General features: G+C 37.5%; 23 protein-coding genes. 1 reads left to right on the top strand and 22 read right to left on the bottom strand.

Going from position 1 to position 20,994, the window contains the following annotated elements; all coding sequences use genetic code 11:
* The first annotated feature begins 330 nt into the window (after positions 1-330).
* Positions 331-1,521 (top strand): multidrug effflux MFS transporter, encoded by a 1,191-nt coding sequence (locus HCX62_RS11140; protein ID WP_185559914.1) that lies wholly within the window; start codon positions 331-333, stop codon positions 1,519-1,521.
* A gap of 62 nt (positions 1,522-1,583) precedes the next feature.
* Here HCX62_RS11140 and HCX62_RS11135 read toward each other — a convergent pair whose 3' ends face one another.
* The 22 genes from HCX62_RS11135 to HCX62_RS11030 form a co-directional block, all read right to left on the bottom strand.
* Positions 1,584-2,015 carry a hypothetical protein gene (locus HCX62_RS11135; RefSeq protein ID WP_185639108.1) on the bottom strand — a complete coding sequence of 144 codons (432 nt, stop codon included), beginning with the start codon at positions 2,013-2,015 and terminating at the stop codon, positions 1,584-1,586.
* Positions 2,016-2,050: 35 nt separating this feature from the next.
* Complete coding sequence (locus HCX62_RS11130; RefSeq protein ID WP_185639107.1) at positions 2,051-2,482, bottom strand: SMI1/KNR4 family protein; 432 nt, start codon at positions 2,480-2,482, stop codon at positions 2,051-2,053.
* A gap of 199 nt (positions 2,483-2,681) precedes the next feature.
* Entirely contained in the window at positions 2,682-3,149 is a 468-nt protein-coding gene (locus HCX62_RS11125) for a hypothetical protein (protein ID WP_185639106.1), read from the bottom strand.
* Between the two features lie 104 nt (positions 3,150-3,253).
* Positions 3,254-3,763, bottom strand: a complete 510-nt coding sequence (locus tag HCX62_RS11120; protein ID WP_185639105.1) for a hypothetical protein — start codon at positions 3,761-3,763, stop codon at positions 3,254-3,256.
* A 180-nt stretch (positions 3,764-3,943) separates the two neighbouring features.
* Entirely contained in the window at positions 3,944-4,423 is a 480-nt protein-coding gene (locus HCX62_RS11115; protein WP_185639104.1) for an SMI1/KNR4 family protein, read from the bottom strand.
* Positions 4,424-4,587: 164 nt separating this feature from the next.
* Positions 4,588-5,010 carry a DUF4265 domain-containing protein gene (locus HCX62_RS11110; RefSeq protein WP_185639103.1) on the bottom strand — a complete coding sequence of 141 codons (423 nt, stop codon included), beginning with the start codon at positions 5,008-5,010 and terminating at the stop codon, positions 4,588-4,590.
* A 124-nt stretch (positions 5,011-5,134) separates the two neighbouring features.
* Positions 5,135-6,235, bottom strand: a complete 1,101-nt coding sequence (gene ychF / locus HCX62_RS11105; RefSeq protein ID WP_185639102.1) for a redox-regulated ATPase YchF — start codon at positions 6,233-6,235, stop codon at positions 5,135-5,137.
* 150 nt (positions 6,236-6,385) lie between these two features.
* Entirely contained in the window at positions 6,386-6,694 is a 309-nt protein-coding gene (locus HCX62_RS11100) for a PTS sugar transporter subunit IIA (protein WP_009924103.1), read from the bottom strand.
* A 5-nt stretch (positions 6,695-6,699) separates the two neighbouring features.
* A complete protein-coding gene (locus HCX62_RS11095) occupies positions 6,700-8,970 on the bottom strand; it encodes a glycoside hydrolase family 3 N-terminal domain-containing protein (protein WP_185639101.1) in 2,271 nt (756 codons plus the stop codon).
* A 32-nt stretch (positions 8,971-9,002) separates the two neighbouring features.
* Positions 9,003-9,302 (bottom strand): PTS sugar transporter subunit IIB, encoded by a 300-nt coding sequence (locus HCX62_RS11090; protein ID WP_003722141.1) that lies wholly within the window; start codon positions 9,300-9,302, stop codon positions 9,003-9,005.
* Between the two features lie 14 nt (positions 9,303-9,316).
* The gene (locus tag HCX62_RS11085) at positions 9,317-10,612 is read right to left on the bottom strand and encodes a PTS sugar transporter subunit IIC (RefSeq protein ID WP_003732130.1); all 1,296 of its coding nucleotides are present in this window, start codon (positions 10,610-10,612) and stop codon (positions 9,317-9,319) included.
* 148 nt (positions 10,613-10,760) lie between these two features.
* Positions 10,761-12,677 (bottom strand): BglG family transcription antiterminator, encoded by a 1,917-nt coding sequence (locus tag HCX62_RS11080; protein ID WP_185639100.1) that lies wholly within the window; start codon positions 12,675-12,677, stop codon positions 10,761-10,763.
* A 210-nt stretch (positions 12,678-12,887) separates the two neighbouring features.
* Positions 12,888-14,354 carry a catalase gene (locus HCX62_RS11075; protein ID WP_185639099.1) on the bottom strand — a complete coding sequence of 489 codons (1,467 nt, stop codon included), beginning with the start codon at positions 14,352-14,354 and terminating at the stop codon, positions 12,888-12,890.
* Between the two features lie 146 nt (positions 14,355-14,500).
* Positions 14,501-14,707, bottom strand: a complete 207-nt coding sequence (locus tag HCX62_RS11070; protein ID WP_003728659.1) for a DUF951 domain-containing protein — start codon at positions 14,705-14,707, stop codon at positions 14,501-14,503.
* A gap of 6 nt (positions 14,708-14,713) precedes the next feature.
* Positions 14,714-15,565: a ParB/RepB/Spo0J family partition protein gene (locus tag HCX62_RS11065; RefSeq protein WP_185639098.1), complete on the bottom strand. Its 852-nt coding sequence runs from the start codon at positions 15,563-15,565 to the stop codon at positions 14,714-14,716.
* A complete protein-coding gene (locus tag HCX62_RS11060) occupies positions 15,558-16,319 on the bottom strand; it encodes a ParA family protein (RefSeq protein ID WP_185639097.1) in 762 nt (253 codons plus the stop codon). The genes HCX62_RS11065 and HCX62_RS11060 overlap by 8 nt, the downstream gene beginning before the upstream one ends.
* A gap of 222 nt (positions 16,320-16,541) precedes the next feature.
* Complete coding sequence (locus HCX62_RS11055) at positions 16,542-17,300, bottom strand: helix-turn-helix domain-containing protein (RefSeq protein WP_185639096.1); 759 nt, start codon at positions 17,298-17,300, stop codon at positions 16,542-16,544.
* A gap of 158 nt (positions 17,301-17,458) precedes the next feature.
* Positions 17,459-17,758, bottom strand: a complete 300-nt coding sequence (locus HCX62_RS11050) for a hypothetical protein (RefSeq protein ID WP_185639095.1) — start codon at positions 17,756-17,758, stop codon at positions 17,459-17,461.
* A gap of 12 nt (positions 17,759-17,770) precedes the next feature.
* Positions 17,771-18,643 carry a nucleoid occlusion protein gene (noc, locus tag HCX62_RS11045; RefSeq protein ID WP_185639094.1) on the bottom strand — a complete coding sequence of 291 codons (873 nt, stop codon included), beginning with the start codon at positions 18,641-18,643 and terminating at the stop codon, positions 17,771-17,773.
* 179 nt (positions 18,644-18,822) lie between these two features.
* Positions 18,823-19,629 (bottom strand): MurR/RpiR family transcriptional regulator, encoded by an 807-nt coding sequence (locus tag HCX62_RS11040; RefSeq protein WP_185639093.1) that lies wholly within the window; start codon positions 19,627-19,629, stop codon positions 18,823-18,825.
* Positions 19,613-20,518 (bottom strand): ROK family protein, encoded by a 906-nt coding sequence (locus tag HCX62_RS11035; protein ID WP_185639092.1) that lies wholly within the window; start codon positions 20,516-20,518, stop codon positions 19,613-19,615. Before HCX62_RS11035 ends, HCX62_RS11040 begins: the two co-directional genes overlap by 17 nt.
* A 24-nt stretch (positions 20,519-20,542) precedes the next feature.
* Positions 20,543-20,989, bottom strand: coding sequence for a PTS sugar transporter subunit IIA (locus HCX62_RS11030; RefSeq protein ID WP_185639091.1), 447 nt, complete (start codon positions 20,987-20,989; stop codon positions 20,543-20,545).
* Positions 20,990-20,994 lie beyond the last annotated feature (5 nt).

The following is a 20,994-nucleotide window of genomic DNA, read 5'->3' as shown; positions in this document are numbered from 1 at the left end:
CATTATACATGTTTCTATTCAGCTTCAAGCTGGATAGTCACAAAAGTTTCACATACCAGCTTAACTTAACTACATATATTTGAACTTTTTCACTTAAACACCGAAATCATGTAAATATCATTGTATATTTATTCAAACACTCACCAACACTTTATCTTTCCGCCCATATATACTACAATGAACTTTAACGAAAAAACGGAACCACCTCCGTTTAAAATAGAAAGGGGTGACTACATGAATTTTTACGAGCGTATTAAAATCATGGTCCCACCATTTCCCTGTGAAGGATGTTTTTTTCCCAGATAAATAACTTATTCAGGAGAGAATTTTATGGAAAAAAACATCAAAACAAAGAAAATCAATTTAGCATTACTTGTTTGCCTTGTGGGATTTCCACAAATTAGCGAAACTATTTATACGCCTTCTTTAACTGAGATTGCTACGAGCTATGGCGTCTCATTAAATTTGGCTCAAATGACTTTAAGTATCTACTTTCTTGCTTTTGCAGTTGGTGTCTTCTTTTGGGGCGTTAGTTCCGATTTTTTAGGTCGACGAAAAGCAATGAACTTTGGGTTATTTATTTATATTATAGGTTGTTTGGTTTGCCTTATGTCTAATAGTATTACTGTCCTTTTTATCGGGCGGTTTATCCAAGCATTTGGTGCTAGTACGGGCTCGGTGACTACGCAAACAATTTTACGCGACAACTATCACGGAACAGATCGCCACCATTTATTTGCAAAAATATCAGCTGCCTTAGCCTTTTCGCCAGCAATTGGTCCATTAGTTGGTGGGTTTATCGGACAGTATTACGGCTTTCGTGTAGTATTTTTATTTTTAGTAATGATGGGAATGGGCCTGCTATTCTGGAGTTTAAAACGACTACCCGAAACCATTATTGTTACGTCTCATTCTTTCAACGTGCAGAAAATGGTAGGAATTGGTAAAAAAATGGTATGCGACCGCTATACTGTTGCTTTTGGTGTGTTAATTGGTATTTTTAACGGCATTTTGTTTAGTTACTATTCCGAAGCCCCAACTATATTTATCGAAAAGTTCCATTTTAGCCAGAGTCAGTATGGCTTTATGGGATGTGCTGTCGCGGCGGCAACTATATTAGGTGCGTGGCTTTCCAACCGGCGCCTAAAACAGCACTCGCCCCAAAAGATAATTACAGAAGGAATTTTGTTAGCCCTTGGCGGAACTCTATCTCTTAGCATAGTTTCTGCATTCCCCTTAATAATCCAAGTGATAGCGTATATTCTCTTCATTTGTATTATCTTGGTAGGAATCGGCATGGCATTACCAAATTGTTTAAGCTTAGCGCTAGTGAAATTTCAAGAAGTCGCAGGTACGGCTGGTGCCTTTTTAAGCTTAGGGTACTATGTCATTGTCAGTATTTGTACGTTTTTAATCGGAATCCTACACTCAGGATCACTCTTTGTATTTCCAGCGTTTTGCACCGTGCTACTCTTAATTGCACTTACTTGTATAAAAGCTGTAACTAGAAAAAATAGCTAACTAAAAAACAGGAAACTTTTGAAAGCCATTTGCGAAAAGGTGGCTTAAAGAAGTTTCCTGTTTTATTTCAAACTTAAGCTAGTTGGCTTGGTTACATCCAACCTTATTTTAAAATTAGCGCTTGATTCTGCAATTACGATACCTTCGCACTCTTCCATAATATTTACAAATGGATTGGAAGTTTCCGAGTATAAAACCCAAAGTAAATTTTTACTCTCATCAAGATAAGCAACAAATCCTTCCGAACCATAACTTCCCTCACCAACACAGCAGTAAAAGCCATTTGATAACTTGATTTCCTTAAAAACATCTATTTTTGTAATGTTTTCTTGATCCGCTTTATAAACATCCAAAAATGAAAAGTAATGACCCTTTTTGATATTTGGAATGGGATAGTAGCTGATTTCCACTTCCACCCCCGAACCATCTGAAAAATGAAAGCCATTTTTAATCAGCAACTCTTCTCTATTCCATAAATCGTTTATCAGTATCATGGATTTCTTCTACCTCTCAATCTGTTTTTCACATTTTATATGATTTTCTGCATTGTTAAAGTTAACAATTCTTGTAGTGAATCATATAACAATTCACTTTCTCCAGAGTCATGATAATAGATAGTTATTTTTCCAGCAGCATCCATCAAAATTGGATTTCCTGAACCATCATCTGAAATAACATAACTCTCGCTTAATTTTTTCGAGATAGTTTCTCCATATATATTTCTAAACTTGAGAGTTAAATCAATCACTGTTGCTTTTCCAATTAATGAACCATTGTTAAATGCATGAATACTTATCCCGCCAAAAGCGCCACCAAACTGCTTTATGAAATGAATATATTGCTTATTAAACTGCACATCTAGTATTTTCTCAGCCTCATGTATTTGCTCCTCAGTCGCTGGTTGCCCCTTCAAACCACTATGCTGCTTAAAAAATTCTTCTAGTTTCTCAAAAACATCCAATACTATCCCTCCCGCTCAATCTGCTCGTCATGAATTATTTCCACCACATTAAGCTGATTTATCACATTTTTCATGAACTTATATTTACTTAATTTATCCGCATGCATTCCCCTATATCGAAAATAAACACCGAAGTACGGACTATCATTTTCTATGCATACTATATCCCATTTTGTATCAAGAAAACTACGTATTTCCTCTATTTTAAATTATTCAAAATAGAAATTTCATTGGTTTTCACATTTAAAGTAATAAAGAATCCTGCTGTAGACTTTATATATACGATATTATTATTGATTGTTAGTTCGATAAAAGGGTTTGATGTCGTAGAAAAAAGCATCCAATTAATCTGATTATCTGCATCTGTTTTGACAATAAATCCTTCATTGCCCATCTCTCCCTCACCACAGAAAACAAATTGATCATCAACCGAAATACGATCATTTATTTGGTAATTTGCCCATGGATCCTTATAATCTTGCAATAGTTTAGGCAGTGTAGTATCTGCACCGTATGTAATAACATATTCTTTTTTAAAAGTATCTATTAAAACTTCATTGTGAGTATATGTAATATCAATCAGTTTCACATCCCCAGAGTCTTTAACGATAATATCTATACCTATTATTTGATTTTGCAGCCATCTTCTTTGTAATTCGTTTAACATCCGTTCACCCCCTATCCAATATTTCCCGGGGAATAAAAACTCCCCCCGTATACCCATCATAACAAAAAAAGCACCAAACCCCTAAGAGCCTAATGCTTGTTGTTTTATGCTAATTGTTCGTTCATGCTCTCCAATTGAGCAAGGAAGGCTTTTTGCCATTTTTTCTCGTTTAAGAATTCAATTGGGAACTGAGGGTCAACTGTGTTTAAAATTTTAGCCCATGAATCTGTACGTAATGAAGATGCTTGACGAACTGTCATAACAAACATAGCTATAGTGCCTCCGATTAAATATAGAGTCACAATAATTCCTGAAACTATTATAGCTACCACGTTGTTACTCATTATAAAGAAATAAATTATATAACCTAAAATACCTGCTCCAACAAAGAATCCTCCAACAAAAATGAACGTTTTCTTACGGTTACGTCCATAAGTAGAAATACCTAGTGCCTTTTCTAACAAGGCCATTTGGCGAATTGGATTTTTTTTCTTCGCAACTTGGATATCATATTTATCAATTAACAAATGTGCTGCTTTTACTTCTTCTTTATTATTCTTCGGCATAAGTACGATTAGAACAATAAAAAGTGCTATAAAAATTAACTGTACCAAACAAAACACTCCTATAATAAGATTTATAGTTAATTATAGCATTGTTAAGCTCTACGCAAATTGTACATTTTGTGAATTAATTACGACAGATGCCTAAGAAAATAGCCAATATGCACTTGACAAAATAGCTATATTGCGCAAATGTTTCACATGAAACTTTTTAATGTCCCCTCGTTTACATCAAAACTTGGTTAAAGATTCTTCTATTTCCACTAGTAGAAATTCGCCAAAATTATCTGCTACAATCCGCTTCTCAGCATTGTGTTTGAACGATAATTGCGTTTCAACTATCACGGCCTCCCCCGCATCTCCAATCGTCGAAGTGTCGATAGAAAATACCGATCCATAGCCTGAATTTTTTATCATAATCAGTTCTTTATTTATATCCCCAAGTGCGCGCGCCTGCTCCGTTGCAAATCTAACATCCGGGATAGATGCAGCGCTTAATCCCCTTTTAGATATGCCGTAAAAAGATTCACCATTAAAAGTTAATGTTCCATATTTTTCTAAAAAAACCTTATATGACGCAGGAAATTCATTCCCTAAAGAGTCCTGATAAACTTCAATTAATTCAGGTGTTCCGGTCCCACTAAAATGATAGATTGTTTCGCTTAGAATCATTAGTCTTTCTACTTCCTCAATAAAACTACTAGTCATCATAGTTACACTCCCATAGGCTTTTTATTTTTTGACATTAAGATAATTTATTATATCACCCTAGGCGTTTGTGGGCTTTATTTATAACTAATTCCATAAAAAAACAACCTTTTGACATCCTCGCTCGTCAAAAGATTGTTTCACGTGAAACCTTACTTCTCAATTAATCATTCTAATTCACCATATTCATAATCTAATTCCTCTTGAATACAAGCCTTTTCAAGATATTTGATTACCTTCTTAAAACTAGGACCTGCTGGAATATTAACTGAATAAAACGTCTCATTCATGCATTCCCAAGAACATCCCAATTTTACTAGTTTATTTAAGCTCCTCTTTATCACGTTTTCATCAAAAAATACGATTCGAATCGTGCTATTGCCACTATATCGAACTATTTTATGAAATAAAAATTTATCATCAGGCTCCACTCTAATTGAAACCACATCATTAAAAGAAACTTCCTTAGCGTAAAAAGGAATATTTTTTATCTTATAGTTCCCTGATGATAATTTCTCTGCCCACAAGCTCTCGGTATATACAGGCGGATAGCCTTCTACAACATCTAGATTAAAAAATATTTTCTCCATAGTAATTACCATCTTTCTAATAAATCAGTTGTTTATATTCTTAAGTATAGCATTAATGGTGAACTAATAAAAAACAACCTTTTGACACACTCACTCGTCAAAAGATTGTTTCACGTGAAACATATTAAACGTTAAAGCGGAAATGAACAACATCCCCATCTTTCATTTCGTATTCTTTACCTTCTAAGCGCACTTTACCTGCTTCTTTGGCTGCTTGTTCTGAGCCGTGTTCAAGCAAAGCATCGTATGCAACTACTTCTGCACGAATGAAACCGCGTTCGAAGTCAGTATGGATAATCCCAGCACATTGTGGAGCTTTCATACCTTTGATGAATGTCCAAGCGCGAACTTCTTGAACGCCTGCTGTGAAGTAAGTCGCTAAGCCAAGCAATGTGTACGCGGAACGAATCAATTGATCTAAGCCGGATTCTTCAATTCCAAGCGCTTCTAAAAACTCAAGCTTATCTTCGTCTTCAAGTTCAGCGATTTCTTCTTCGGCACGAGCACAAACCACGATAACTTCGGAGTTTTCAGCTGCAGCGAATTCGCGTACTTGTTGTACGTATTTATTGTCGTCCGGGTTAGAAACGTCTTCTTCACTTACATTTGCCACATATAAAACTGGTTTTCTTGTAAGTAAGAAAAGATTGCGGACGATTTTATCTTCGTCTTCGTTAAATTCAATCGCGCGAGCTGGCTTGTCATCTTCAAATGCTTCACGTAATTTAACTAAAACGTTATATTCTGCAACCGCATCTTTATCTTTTTGTTTAGAAAGCTTCTCAACGCGTCCAATACGCTTCTCTACCGTTTCTAAATCAGCTAAGATAAGTTCCAAGTTGATTGTAGAAATATCGTCTAGCGGGTCTACTCGGCCTTCTACGTGAGTAATGTTTTCGTCGTCAAAGCAACGAGTAACATGACAAATTGCATCTACTTGGCGAATATGGGATAAGAATTTGTTCCCAAGCCCTTCACCTTTACTAGCACCTTTTACAATTCCGGCGATATCTGTAAATTCAAAAGTAGTTGGAACAGTTTTTTTCGGTTTTACAAGTTCAGTTAGTTTGTTTAATCTTTGGTCAGGAACTTCAACAATTCCTACGTTCGGGTCAATCGTCGCAAACGGATAATTCGCAGCCTCTGCTCCTGCTTTTGTGATTGCATTAAAAAGTGTCGATTTCCCAACATTAGGAAGCCCGACAATACCAGCTGTAAGTGCCATTATATATAAACTCCTTTTCATTAACTTCATTTTAAAAATGCCCATCAATTAGACATTTTTTCACTAACGTATATTATAAAGGTTTTTCACACAAAAAGCCACCCACCAAAAAACGAAAACCCTTTAAATAACAAAGGATTTCCGTTTTTATTATTTCATCTCTTTCCAAATAGCAATCATCTCATAAGCTACATCGCGTAATGTATAAGTTGTCATAAATTGATCTTCCGCGTGCATGAAGAGGATAGAAATTTGTACATCTCCGCCATCTGCCTCTTTTTGAATTAACTGCACATGATTTTTATGACCTTCGCTAAGAAATTCATTAGCCTCGTCAATTTTTTTATATGCCTCTGTGAAATCTCTTTGTCTTCCCAATTTCATCGCCTCAATAATACAACTTCTTGCGGCGCCAACAGAACTAATTATTTGAAATGATGCGAGTTCCATTCCTTCCATTTTCGCTAGCCTCCTATGATTGAAACTCGCCCTGTTAATTTAGTATCAGAACTTCCACCAACGAAAATTTCTATACCACCGGGCTCCACCTCATATTTATTGTTAATTGACCATATTTCAAAACTTGATTTATCTAACTTAAATGTCACTGTAGCTGTTTGATTCGCTGCAATACGAACCTTTTTAAACGCTTTTAATTCTTTTTTTCTTCTAGTAATACTTGCTTCCATATCATGAATATAAAGTTGCACAACTTCTTCACCAGCTACATTAGAGATGTTTTTCAAGGTTGCTTTCACCTCTACAGATTGCCCGCCAAGGAGTTCTGCTATTTTTATAGATTCTTGTTTTATCTGCAAGTCTTGATATTCAAAAGTACTATAACTTAAACCATAACCAAATGGATAGAGCGGCTTACCAGTTAAATCAAAGTAGTCTTCTTTATACTCCACTGCCTTTTGATTATAGTAAATAGGAATTTGCCCAGAGGATCTTGGTATACTGACCGGTAATTTACCTGAAGGATTGTAATGACCAAAAAGGACCTCAGCAATCGCAGTTCCACCAACACTTCCTGGATACCAAGCGGTAAGAATTGCATCTGCTGCCAAACTGATTTCAGGAATAGCGATTGGTCTGCCTTGAATCATTACAACAATTACTGGCTTTCCGGTACGCTTCATTGCATAAAATAAATCTAGTTGCGGTTGTGGAAGGGTGATATCAGAAACATCCACATTTTCACCTGCATCCATGTTCGGCCCTTTAGAGCTTACCGCACCATTATTTAAAAATTCCATGTCAAAGTTTCGCGCACTTGAACCACCAAGTACCATAACGATAGCATCTGCCTCTTTAGCAACCACTTCTGCTTTTTGAATACCGCCCGGAAGCTCTTCACGAATTTCAGCACCTTTTTCAGAAAGGACTTCCCAATTTTTAGGAAGCAGATTTTTTATCCCTTTTAAAACAGTGACACATTCTGATTCATTTTGTGGCGCTGTATAGTCTCCCAACTGATTATAAAGCGAATCTATGCTAGGACCTACAACAGCTATTTTTTTCCTTCCACCCACTAAAGGTAATGTTTCGAAGTCGTTTTTCAAAAGACAAATACCCTCTCTAGCAGCTTGTAAATTTAGTTGTCTCCAATCAGACTTTGGTTCCTGAATGTCTTCTTCCACAAATGGTTGTTCAAATAGACCTAATTGGAATTTCACTTGGAGCACTCGCCTTACAGCGTCATCAACGATCTTTTCATCAAGGATTCCTTTTTCCACGCTTTCTTCAAGAAATGGAAACACTTCATCCCACAAACTTAAATCCACACCGGCTTCAAGAGCCATTTTTGCGGCTTTTTTTGGATCAGGATTTAGTTTTAATAATCTATCAAGAGCACAGCCATCTGCCATGACAATCCCGGAAAAACCCATTTCTTCTCGCAAAATAGTTGTTAAAAGCTCTTTGTTCGCGTGACATGGAACCCCGTCAATCTCATTGTAAGCCGCCATGACTCCAAGGGCTCCACTTCTAATTCCAGCGCGCATTGGATCCAAGAAAATTTCTCTAAGTTCCCTTACGCCGATAGAAACTGGTCCAGAATTATGTCCACCAATCGGCTCGCCTTGTGCTGCAAAATGTTTTAAAATAACAGCAATTTTCCCGCTCGCTTGAAATCCTTCTGTAATTGCCGCTGTTAATTCCGCTGCAAGATATGGATCTTCACCGTAACACTCTTCAGCACGGCCCCATCGCGGGTCTCGAAGTATATCTAATGCTGAAGCAAGTGCTAGATGAACTCCCTTTTCGGAAATTTCTTCTGTAATCGCACTTGCGACCTGTTTTTGCAACTCTGGATGAAAAGAAGCAGCACGAGCTAAATTTACTGGATAAGACTCGCTATCTAAGGCTTGGTGTCCGTGCGGAACTTCCTCAGCTAATAATACAGGAATCCCTAGGCGTGTATTCTCCATCACATAACGTTGAATTTTATTAGCCACTTTGCCGGCATTTTTCCGACTTACCCCCGTGTCCTTATTCATTTTGGACCATGGATCGGCGCGGAACAGACCGTATAAAGCTCCCATTCCTTCAAAACGAGCTACTTCCTCTTTAAACTTTTCCGTGAGTTGAAATGTTTCCTCTTCGCGCAAGAAAGCTTCCCAGCCATACATTCTTTGGTTTAATTGACCACATTTTTCTGCTAAAGTCATCTTGGAAAGCAAGTCTTCTACGCGCTCTGAAACAGATTTAGTCTTATCCAAATAAATCGCCATTTTTTCTCCTCCTTGCTAAAAAACTAGGAATTTCACAGTAAACTAATTGCTAAATCTAATACTTTTTCACCATTCATTCGGCCATAATCAACGATATCAATAACTGCCACCGATACATTATCACCAACTGTGTCTATTACTTTATCTTTCATATAATTTACTTGCGGTCCAAGTAAAATCGCATCAGCTTTACGCCAATTTTTTTCGAAATCGGTTTCTGAAATAGCCCAGATAGTCAATTCTAAATTACGTTCTTCTACAACGCGTTCCATTTTCCTCACTAAAACACTTGTAGACATTCCTGCATTACACATCAGCATAATATTTTTCATAAAATTTCCTCCAATTAGGCTTTAATTCGATCATTGGCTTTTAAGAATGGTAGGTAAAGAAGGACGCAGACGCCAATCAAGAAAATTTGGAATACTGCAGCACGCCAGTCCCCACCTGTTGCAAGGAAGCCGGAAGCAACAACCGGTGTCGTCCACGGAACCATTACGACTACTTCTGAAATCATATGCAATTTCGTCGCAAAGTATGCTAAACATAAACAAAGCGGAGTTGAAATAATGAACGGAATCATTAAACTCAAGTTATAAACAATCGGAAGTCCAAATACTACCGGCTCATTGATGTTAAAGAGACCAGGAGCTGCCGATAAAGTAGCTATTTCGCGATAATCTTTTCGTTTTGACCAAATAAATATTGCTAATAATAACGCAATGGTATTTCCGCCACCACCCATAACGCCAAAAACATCACGGAAAGTAGTATTAATAATATGTGGAATCTCTGTATGATTCGCAAATGCTGTCATATTTTCTTGCATATTTGCCAAAAGAACTGGGTCCATAATTGGTCCTAAAATCCCACTCCCAGCAATACCGATAGAATAAAGCATTTGTGAAATCGTCATTAACGTTAGGAACCCTGGAACACTTGTAACTAAGAATGTTAATGGCTCCTGAATAATCGCGCTAATTAAGGAATACAAATTCAAGCTGAATAATGTCACTACTAAGAATGAAATAAACGCAAAAATAAGTATTGTTAACATTGTCGGAATAAGCACATTGAACGATTTAATTACTGCTGGAGGTACGCTATCCCCAGAAATATGAATCTTCATTTTCTCACTCTTAGAAAGACGAATGAATACTTCCGTTGCAAGTAGTGCTGTTACAATCCCAACGAACATGCCCGCTGAACCCATCAAGGCTATTGGCAATACTCCAGCAACTTCTACAGATTTCTCTGCACCAATCGGCACAATTTCTGTCACAGCTGGGATAAAAATAACAATTAGTGCAATGGTCATTAATGCCGGTGCAAACGGATTTTCAAACTTCCGATTTTGCGCTAAAAAGTAAGCAACCGATGCCCCAATTAAAATAGTAATAATCCCTAAAGTACCATTTACAATACTGTTACCTAGCCCTTGCCAAGTCGTAAGTGTTTCGGAACTGATAATCGCCGACATAAAACCATCCGGCTTAATAATAACGTTATTAATTAAAACCATGAATCCTGCTAACATAATAAAAGGTAAGATAGTAGCAAATGCATCACGCATAGACTTTAAATGAATTTGATTTCCAAGCTTCTGCGATAACCAACTTAATTTCTCGATGAACTTTTTCAATTTTTTATACCTCCTTTGATATTACAGTAAGTGTAGCGCTTTCTTTTTGTTAAATAAATCTAGTCTTTTTCCGCATCTGTATTTTACATGCGGAAATAAAAAAGGCCCGTTAACTTTTCTCTCTAAAAAAGTCTAACGAACCTTTTGGTTATAACGTTTGTAACACACGCATAAATTCTTCAAAACTCTTCACACGTTTTAGCTCTCCCATTGCTTTTGGACTTTCTACTAAATTGCTAATAAGCTCATACACCGTCGCAAGCTGCTGTTGTTGCTTGTTTTTTACCGCTAACATGAAAATTACTTGCGCTTGATCTTCCTCATTCCACTTTACCCCTCCGTCAGTACAAATACATACTCCAATAGCTGTTTCTTGGACGTTTGCCTCAATTGGGTGCGGTGCCGCAAGTCCATTACCTAAATAAGTCGGCACAATTTCTTCGCGCTCAAAAAGTGATGGTAAATAGTCCTCGCCAACAATATTATTTCCCAGCAAAAGACTCGCTAAATTTACGAGAACTTGCTCTTTATCCTTTTTATCACTAATTAAGAATAACGATTCCTTAAAAACCTTGTCCACTTCAAATTGGTTCTTCGTCTCATCTTGCTTCATTAAAGCAGTAATATTACGAATATCCGCCTTTGTCAAAAATGGTGACACTTGAATAAATGGATGTAATTTCATTCGCAGTGGTACTGTAGAGATAACAAAATCACACATCGTTCCACTCTGCTCATATTCTTTAAATGAGTACACTCCGACTATTTCCAGCGTATTCTCAAACTCTTTTCGTACTTTAGATTCCAAAAGTTGTGATGTCCCTAAACCAGAAGCGCAAACAATTAACACTTTTTGCTTCTCAGATTCTATTTCTTTATCTAAACCATATAAAAAGTGAATAGCCAAATATCCTACTTCCGCTTCGTCCACATTTGTTTTTAACTCCTGCTCAAGGACTTCTTTAGCAACCAACCCTAATTCAAAAGCTAGTGGATAATTAGCTTTTAGATTTTTTAAATACGGGTTTTGTATATTCATATTAAATTTAATTCTGTTAATAGCTGGCTTTAAATGCAGTGCGATATTTGAAATCATTTTCTGATCCTGCTTAAAATCATAACCGTACAGCTCTTTAATCTTCGCTAACATCTTATCCACGATGATATATTCTCGGTAATTATTAAAGTCACTTTTTCTGTTTTTCGAACTAAGGTGTAGCAGCAAATAGGCAGTCTCACTTTCCGGGAAACGAATTCCTTCTGAAAGATCTATTTCTTTTATAATACCTTGAGCCGCCCTTAGTTCCGGCATACTAAATTCAATATCCTCCAAATCTGTTGCAGGTACATAACAATTATCTTTTACACGACATACAGCAATTGCGATATGAATAATCAAATTTTTAACTGAAATGTCCGTCATGTGAATATTATATTTCGCTATATTAGAAACGACAATCTGCTCCATCATTTCCAAATTAACTTCTCCAAAAAAATTTATTTCCGTTTCTGTAATAAGCGGGCTTGTAGATTCCACTAACAAATACCTTGAAAAGCAAAATCGGATAGCAAGTTCTGCACCAGTAATTCTAATTCCATAGCCAGCTCGTTTTTCCACTTTCAACTCATTTTCTTTGAGTTTTCGTTTCACTTCTAAAATATCCAAGTTTATCGTAGACTTACTAACAAAAAGCTCTTCTGACAACGTCTCCAGCTTTACATAGTCATTTTTAAGTAATAAATATCGAATAATATAGTCTGCTCTATCCTCTGCAAACATCGGCACGATATTCATATTAGCTCTTCCCACCGAATCATCCAAAAGAGCTTCACGCAGCGCTTTTTCATCACCAATGACCAGACGATATCCTACACCAGGAAGTGATTCGATTCTGTTTCCGCCTATCGTCAGTATTTGATTAATTACTTTAATATCATTTCTAATTGTCCGAGGGTTAACAGCTAAAGCTTCCCCTAATTCTCCACCACTAATAAACTCCATCTTTAAATAAAGCATATGAACTATTTGTTTCCATCTAGGTAATGATAATTTTGAAGCACTCACGCAGCTCCACTCCTCACGACAATTAATTTAAGCTATTTCATCTTGATTATAAGCCTATCACCTGATAACGACAAGTCTTCCAGAAATAGTAGCAAGTATTTCGATAAAAAGCAATATCGTTAAAAATGCCTTTACTCCAACCTTCTAGCCCAAAAAGTTTCACGTGAAACATAAAAAAGCGAAAACCCTAAAAAGGATTTTCGCTTTCACTTATTTTAAATCAGTTACATGTTCTTCAAGATTAATACCAGTTCCCGCAGCCACTCGACTAGCGAATTCAGGCTCTACTTGATAGAAGTTACGCAGGTTGCGAATTTTAATATCATCACGCACGCCAGCCCAATCGTCGACAATATTTTTCACAAGCGCCGCACGTTCTGCATCTGAATAACGATCCCAAACTTCTTTTGCATGACCAAAATTATTTGGCTTTTCAGCAATCAGGCGGCCAGCAATATCACCACGAATTTCTTGTTCCGGTTCAATAAACGCTGGGTTTTCTTTCGGTTCTGTATCGTAACTATTTGGCTCATAATTAATCGAGCTTGTTTGTTGTTTAAACGGCATATGACCATCACGTTGGTTGTTCGCAACAGGCGCTTTCGGGCTATTGATTGGCAGTTGCAAATAGTTCGGTCCCACGCGGTGTCTTTGCGTATCTGAGTAAGAGAATAAACGCCCTTGCAACAAACGGTCCTCAGAAGGAAGCATTCCGCGCACAAGTACACCAGGATTAAAGCCAACTGATTCTGTTTCCGCAAAAATGTTATCTGGATTGCGGTCAAGTGTCATCGTTCCTACGTGCTCATACGGGAAGACATCTTCAAACCAGTCTTTTGTTGCGTCTAGCGGATTAAAATCAAAGTTATCTAAGTCTTTCGGATCCAACACTTGCACAAATAAATCCCACTCCGGATAATCCCCATTTTCAATCGCTTCATACAAATCACGGCTCGCATGGTTGAATTCTTTTGCTTGAATTTGTGAAGCTTGCTCCGTTGAAAGGTTGACGATGCCCGCTTTTGGAACCCAGCGTAATTTTACATAGACTGTTTTTCCTTCTTCGTTAATCCATTTAAAGGCATGCACACTAGAACCGCGAATTTCGCGATAAGATGCCGGAGTTCCCTCATCACTGAACAAGTACATAATCATCGTTGTAGCTTCTGGGGTTAAGCTAAAGAAGTCCCAATAACGATTACCATCTTGAATATTCGTGCGCGGATCCGGCTTCAAGGAATGAATAACATCCGGGAACTTGATTGCATCACGAATAAAAAATACTGGCAAATTATTTCCGACAAAATCATAATTTCCCTCTTCCGTATAAAACTTAACCGAGAACCCACGTGGATCACGCAAAGTTTCCGGAGAATGTTGACCATGAATTACCGTAGAAAAATGAACAAAAACCTCTGTTTCCGCCCCTTCTTCTTGTAAAAAGTTCGCCATCGTATATTTTTCCATGCTCTTTTTAGTAACAAATTTCCCGTGCGCACCAGCACCACGAGCATGCACAACTCGTTCTGGCACCCGTTCTCTATCAAAATGCGCCAATTTTTCAATAAGCACATAATCTTCTAGCAAAGTTGGTCCTTTAAGCCCCGCCGTCATCGAATTTTGGTTATCACCAACTGGCACACCTTGATTCGTCGTTAAATTCTTTCTATCTGTCATATGTATATACCTCCATAAAAATACTATATCATTTTTATTTATAATTATTATTAAATGATACTATTTATATTTTAAAGAAGGGACAGCTAAACTTCAACTAAAAGGCTTATAAAAAAAGAACAGGCGACTAATTAATCGCCTGTTCTTTATTCTTGTTCTGCTTTAACTAAAATCTTCTTCACTTTTCGCTCGAATTCTCGGCGTGGAATCATGACGCTATGCCCACAACCTTCACACTTAATTCGAATATCCATACCCATGCGGATAATCTTAAATCGATTGGTACCACATGGATGAGGCTTTTTCATTTCTACAACATCATTCAAATCGAAATGCTTTTTTTCCATAAACATCACAACCTATTCATCATCAAACTGAATATCTAAAATCTCTAAAATGCGATCTAAATCATCATCTGATAAAAATTCAATTTCAATTTTACCTTTTTTGTCGCGACGTTTAATCGAAACTGCCGTACCAAATTTATCACGTAATTGGCTTTCGCTTTCACGGATAAAGATAGGAACTCTAGCTGGTTTAATTGTTTCACGTGAAACATTTTCGTTTAGATTGTTCACAACATCTTCTAATTGGCGAACTGTTAATCCTTGTGCCACAGCCTTTTTAGCAGTTGGAATGATGTTTTTCTTGAGTTTCAATCCTAGCAATACACGGCCATGTCCAGCTGATAATGAACCATCACGCAGCATTACCTGCACTTCTTCTGGTAAAGTCAACAGGCGGACAAAGTTAGCGATGTATGGTCGGCTTTTACCAACTCGTTCTGCTAATTTCGCTTGTGTTAAGCCTAATTTTTTCATAAGGAACTGATATGATTCAGCTTCTTCTAACGGAGATAAATCTTCACGTTGTAAGTTTTCGATCACAGAAAGCTCCATCATTTCTTCTTCCGTTAAATCACGAACAACTGCTGGAATTTCTTTCAGTTTTGCTTCTTTTGCTGCGCGGTATCTACGTTCCCCAACAACAATTTCATATCCTTTTTCCGTGTTTCTTAAAATAATTGGCTGTAAAACACCATGGATTTTAATGGAGTCACGTAATTCATTGATTGCTTTTGCATCAAAGATTTTACGTGGTTGATATGGGTTTGGTTTAATTTCTTTTATCGCGACATTTTGGACTGTTTCTTCGTTTGCATCCACATTATTAAATAGTGCGTTGATTCCTTTACCTAGACCTTTAGCCATGTTCAACCACTTCCTTTGCTAATTCTAAATAAACTTCTGCACCTTTCGATTTTGCATCATATAGCAAAATCGGTTTTCCGTGACTTGGTGCTTCGCTTAGGCGGACGTTACGTGGAATGATAGTACTAAACACTTTGTTTTGGAAATACTTTTTCACTTCTTCTATTACTTGAATGCCTAAGTTTGTTCTAGCATCAAGCATTGTTAGTAAAACACCTTCAATTTGTAAATCTTCATTAAGATGTTTTTGAACGATTCTGATTGTGTTTAAAAGCTGGCTTAGACCTTCTAGCGCATAATATTCGCATTGGACTGGAATTAAAACCGAGTCTGCTGCTGTTAATGCATTTAAAGTCAAAAGCCCAAGTGATGGCGGACAATCAATAATTACATAGTCATAATCATCACGGATTGAGTCGATTGCTTTTTTCAATCTAATTTCACGTGAGATAGCTGGAACTAGCTCTACTTCAGCACCTGCAAGTTGAATTGTAGCTGGAATAACATTTAGATTATCTAAGTCTGTTTTTTGCAACACATCTTGAATGGCTACATCGTCAACTAGTACATCATAAATACAATGTTCAATTTCACCTTTATTAACACCAACCCCACTTGATGCATTTCCTTGAGGGTCAATATCAACTAGTAATACTTTTTTACCTAAAAAAGCTAGGCTAGAGCTTAAATTAACGGATGATGTCGTTTTACCAACCCCACCTTTTTGGTTTGCTAGTGCAATCACTTTGCTCAATCTTTTTCACCAACCCTTATTTTGTACCGAGAATTCCGGTTCTTTTATCTTCTATTCTACCAAAAGATTTTCATTTAGTCTTACAAAAAGTAAAAATAAATTGAAATTCGTGTTTTGAAAGCCGAAAAATGATGAAAATAATGTTTTGAAAACTAGAAATGTTTCACGTGAAACATTTTAAAATAAAAAAGCAACCAACCTAAGCTGATTACTTTTCTATCTTCAATCTACTGAAAATGTTGCCTTAACGCCTAGAACTGTGCAGACTTTCTGATACATTCTAAGAGTTAAATCTGGATCTCCAGCTTCTAAACGACCAATAATAACAGGAGATAAATCAGATTTAAGTGCTAAATCTAATTGCGACCATTTTTTCTCCATTCGTTTAGCAAAAATATATTTACCAAGACTTGCTGAAAAACTATCTAAGTAATGGGCAATCCCTTCATTTTCTAATGCTTTATTTTTTAGTGTTTCAAATTGGTAATCTGAGTTGCCAATGCTTGTTTCGGCTTCAATACGGCGCAGGAATACGCGTTTCACTTCCTCGCGATAAGAGCCCATTTGATCTGTAAATGGATTTTTATCTTTAAAATAGCCTTTAACGAAGCAATAATATGTTTCATCTCCACTAAATGCAGTGAAGTAAATTAAACGACAATTTTTATCTTTAAAATGTGCTTTCATCTCTTGAATTGGTTGGTCTACAGTTGTTTCTATACGAGTGGTTTGCAGTGAATAAGCTTGACTTTTACCGATGATCAAATGCACATCGGGGAGAATTTGCTTCCCAGTACTAAGTTTTCTTGTTTCTGCTGTTTCTAATTGTAGTAGGCCTTGGAATACTAAAGTGGCCATGAGTGGTTCTTCCACAATTAAATTTTGTAAGAAATCATACGCTTGGAACTCATTTTGTTCGTCTTTCACAAAAATGATTTTTGCCATTCGTTTCGTGATTCCACCCAGAGTTGAGTGAATCACTCCCTCCTTTACAACTTTACCTAATTCTATTGTACTTTTTTCTGTTCAAAATTGCACTTATTTTCTCTAATTTTTAAGAAATAAAACTATGTCACTCAATTTGAGTTGTTTTTCCGCCCAAAAATAAAAACCCCGCTTCATTTAGCAGGGTTTCGTAACTATTTTTTTACTTCTTTAGCGATTTGGTACCAACTGTAAATCTTCACTATCGCAAAGAAAGTATAGCCAAATGCGACGAGATATGCCCCGTAATTAACTAATAAAATATTAAAGCCACTTCCCCAACCGGACTCTTCTGCTACGGCAACTGCTCGGGCATAAGGACTGGTGAAAAAGTAGGTAATATATAGTGGATTAAAGCTTAAAACTGCACTTGTAATCGCTATTACGAAAGATGGAAGTACCATCAAACAACTAATGACACCAATTGCATGGCCAATTATCTTCAAAAACCTCACTGTTACACCTCTTTACTTCTTTTTAGGAATTTGAATGGTAATTTGATAAAAATCGTCTGTTTCTACTTCGGTGAAATCTAGGTCCATTCCGTTATCTTTAACCATTGTCACCGACTGTTTAATCGTGTTCATAGCGATGCGCACGTCACGACTAATAGCTTGGCGTTTTGGTTTTGGCTTTTTCATTGCTTCTGGTTTTTTTACGCCTAAAAGTTCTTGAATTCTTGCTTCAGTTTGTTTGACGTTCCAGTTATTCTCTTCTATTTCAGCTAAAAGTGCCACTTGTTGCGCTTCCGTTTCTAAAGCTAGTAATGAACGAGCATGGCGCTCTGAAATTTTTTTGTTGAGCACGGCTTCTTGAATCGTTTCTGGTAGTTTTAGAAGACGCATTTTGTTTGCGATGGCAGACTGGCTTTTGCCGACACGCTGCGCAAGTGCTTCTTGTGTCACGTCTTGCATGTCTAGCAAGCTTCGATATGCTTTCGCTTCCTCAATTGGTGTTAATTCCTCACGTTGTAAGTTTTCAATTAACGCAATCGCAGCTACCTCTTCATCATCTAAATTTTGAATAATTGCTGGGATTTTTTCCAATTCTAAAGAAAGCACGGCACGAAAACGGCGCTCTCCCGCAATGATTTCATAATAATCCGGTTCCATTTCTCTAACCACAATCGGCTGAATAACACCGTGAATTCGGATAGTTCGAGCAAGCTCATCAATCTTATCTTGATCAAATACTGTCCGTGGTTGGAATTGGTTCGGGAAAATTTTATCTGTAGGAAGTTCTTGTACGCGCTGTACCTCTTCTTCTGCTACTTTATTATCATTATCGATATCATCTACTTGATTCTTATCTTTTTTTCCAAATAAACGTGAAAAAGGCATCTGGGTCCTTCCTTTCCGGAAAATCTTGGGGGTTCTTACTATAGGCTATTATCCGCAAGTCTCTTAAACTATTTTAGCAGAAATGTCACAGAAAAACACGCTTATTCTACAGTTTAAATTCGAAAAAAATAGATCGAGCTGCGAAAATTCCACAGTTCCATCTATTTTTCTAATGTATCTTAATGAAATTCATCGGTGACTGTATTGATGGTTTTTTCCATATTTTCCCGGTAAGACTCATTTTGCAGTAGCATCATGGAAATAATATCCATCACATACATAATCGAAAACTGGCTATTGGCGAAATATCTTTTACTCACGAATAAAGTATTGTAAACCGGGATGGTCACGTCGCTGATTTCAGTCATTTCACTATTTTCAAAGCTGGTAAATGTCGCCACTTTACTTTTGTTTTTCTTGGCATTTTTTAGTGCTGTGACTAGCTCTGGGGTGTTGCCTGAGTTGGAAATACCTATTACAAAATCTTCTTTTGTTGTGATTGAACTGGTGATAATCATCATGTGCGGATCGTTGACACTGATAACGTTAAGCCCCATCCGAATCAGGCGCTGTGACATCTCAACAGCAGTGAGCCCCGAGCTTCCGACGCCGCAAATATAGACCCGTTTCGCTGCTTGAATATATTGCACCACTTCACGAATTTTCGCTGGCTCGATTAGCTTCACCGTGTTATCAATCACTTTATGGTAAAACGAATAAACCTCCTCAAAAAGGTCATCATAACCAAGCGAAGGGACCATTGTTGCTGCTGTATTTACCCGCATTTTCAAATCAACAAAACTATCACAGCGAACGTGGCGGCAAAATCTCGTTATCGTCGAAATGGACGTGCCGGTTTCTTCAGCTAGCTCTTTAATATTAATGTTCTTGAGTTCATCACTTTTTTCTAAAATATATTTCGCAATTTGCTTTTCTTTATTTGGTAATCGATTGTAATTTTGTTGAATTTCACTTAAAATCGTCATCTTTTTTGGCCTCTTTCTGGTTTAAGAAATGATAGAGCGCGCCAATCATCCCTGCTTCATTTCCCAGCTTTGCGAAAGTAAGATCTGCTGTATCGAACATCGGTGAGATTAATTTGGCTGAAATAGCCGCTTCGAGCCGAGGTTTAAAGAACGCCTCTTCTTCCATTAAGCCCCCACCGAGCACAATCACTTCTGGGTTGAAAATATAGATTAAGTTTACTACACCTTCTACTAAATTCTCAATCCATTGCTCTATTTCCGCCAGTACAGCTGCATCGTCGCCATAGGCCCATTCCATTACTTGTCGTCCGTTTAGAGCATTTGCATCGATATTTTTTCGCGAGGCTACTTGTTTAATCAATGTTTTTGTTGAAGCGACATCTTGAAATTTCCCTTGTGAAAGCTGCATATAACCGACTTCGCACGCGGTAAAAGAATAGCCGTTTATTAATTTATCATTTATCAACATTGCTCCGCCGATACCTGTCCCGATTGTCAAACAGAGCACGCTTCCACGCCCCCGTGCTCCGCCTAGCCATGACTCGCCAAGACAGGCCGCATTCACGTCGTTTTCCACTGCGCATGGAAGGTCGAAACGGTGCTCTATTTCTGCTTTAATTTCCGTTCCAGTGTATCCGGGAATCGTATAACCAGCATAAATAATATTACCTTTTTCAGGATGAACAACACCCGCTGAAGCAACACAGACGCCCGCCACACCCGTTTTTCCCTGTTCGACAATCCGAATAAGCGCGGGCATGATTTGATTCGCTCCGTCGCTCACAGGGGTCTGACAAGACTTAATCGCACCTAGCCGCGCGCCTTCCCGGTTAAATTTGGCATATTTGATACTCGTTCCACCAATGTCGACACAAAGATAATTTTCCATTTCTTCACCTCTTTAGTGAAATTATTATCCTTCTTTTGTTAATTCATCATAAAATGCCTGGTTTGAGTTTGCTGTGATTAAACGGGCTACCTTCTCCTCATCCATTAGTACTTCAGCAAGCTCTGACAGCACATCTAAATGGCTTTCTGCGTCCGTTGCCGCCAGTGTAATAATCAGTTTCACTGGGTCAAACATTTCACTGCCAAAAGCCACGCCATCAGCAAGTGTCGCAAATGTTAAACCGCCGTGGATGACGCCAAACTCTGGTCGTGTGTGCGCTAGCGCGATATGTTTCGCAATCACTATATATGGTCCATTATTTTCTACGCTTTGAATCATTCCGTCGATATAACTTTTTTTGATTGCGCCTCGTTCTAGTAGCGGTCTTGCGGCTGTTTGGATTGCTTCCCGCCAATCTTTTGCTTGTAAATTTATCTCAATATCTTCTAAAGTAACTTGATCTAATAACATTTTAG

The organism is Listeria swaminathanii (assembly GCF_014229645.1).
Classification (GTDB): domain Bacteria; phylum Bacillota; class Bacilli; order Lactobacillales; family Listeriaceae; genus Listeria; species Listeria swaminathanii.
This window is presented reverse-complemented; position numbering and strand designations above follow the sequence as displayed.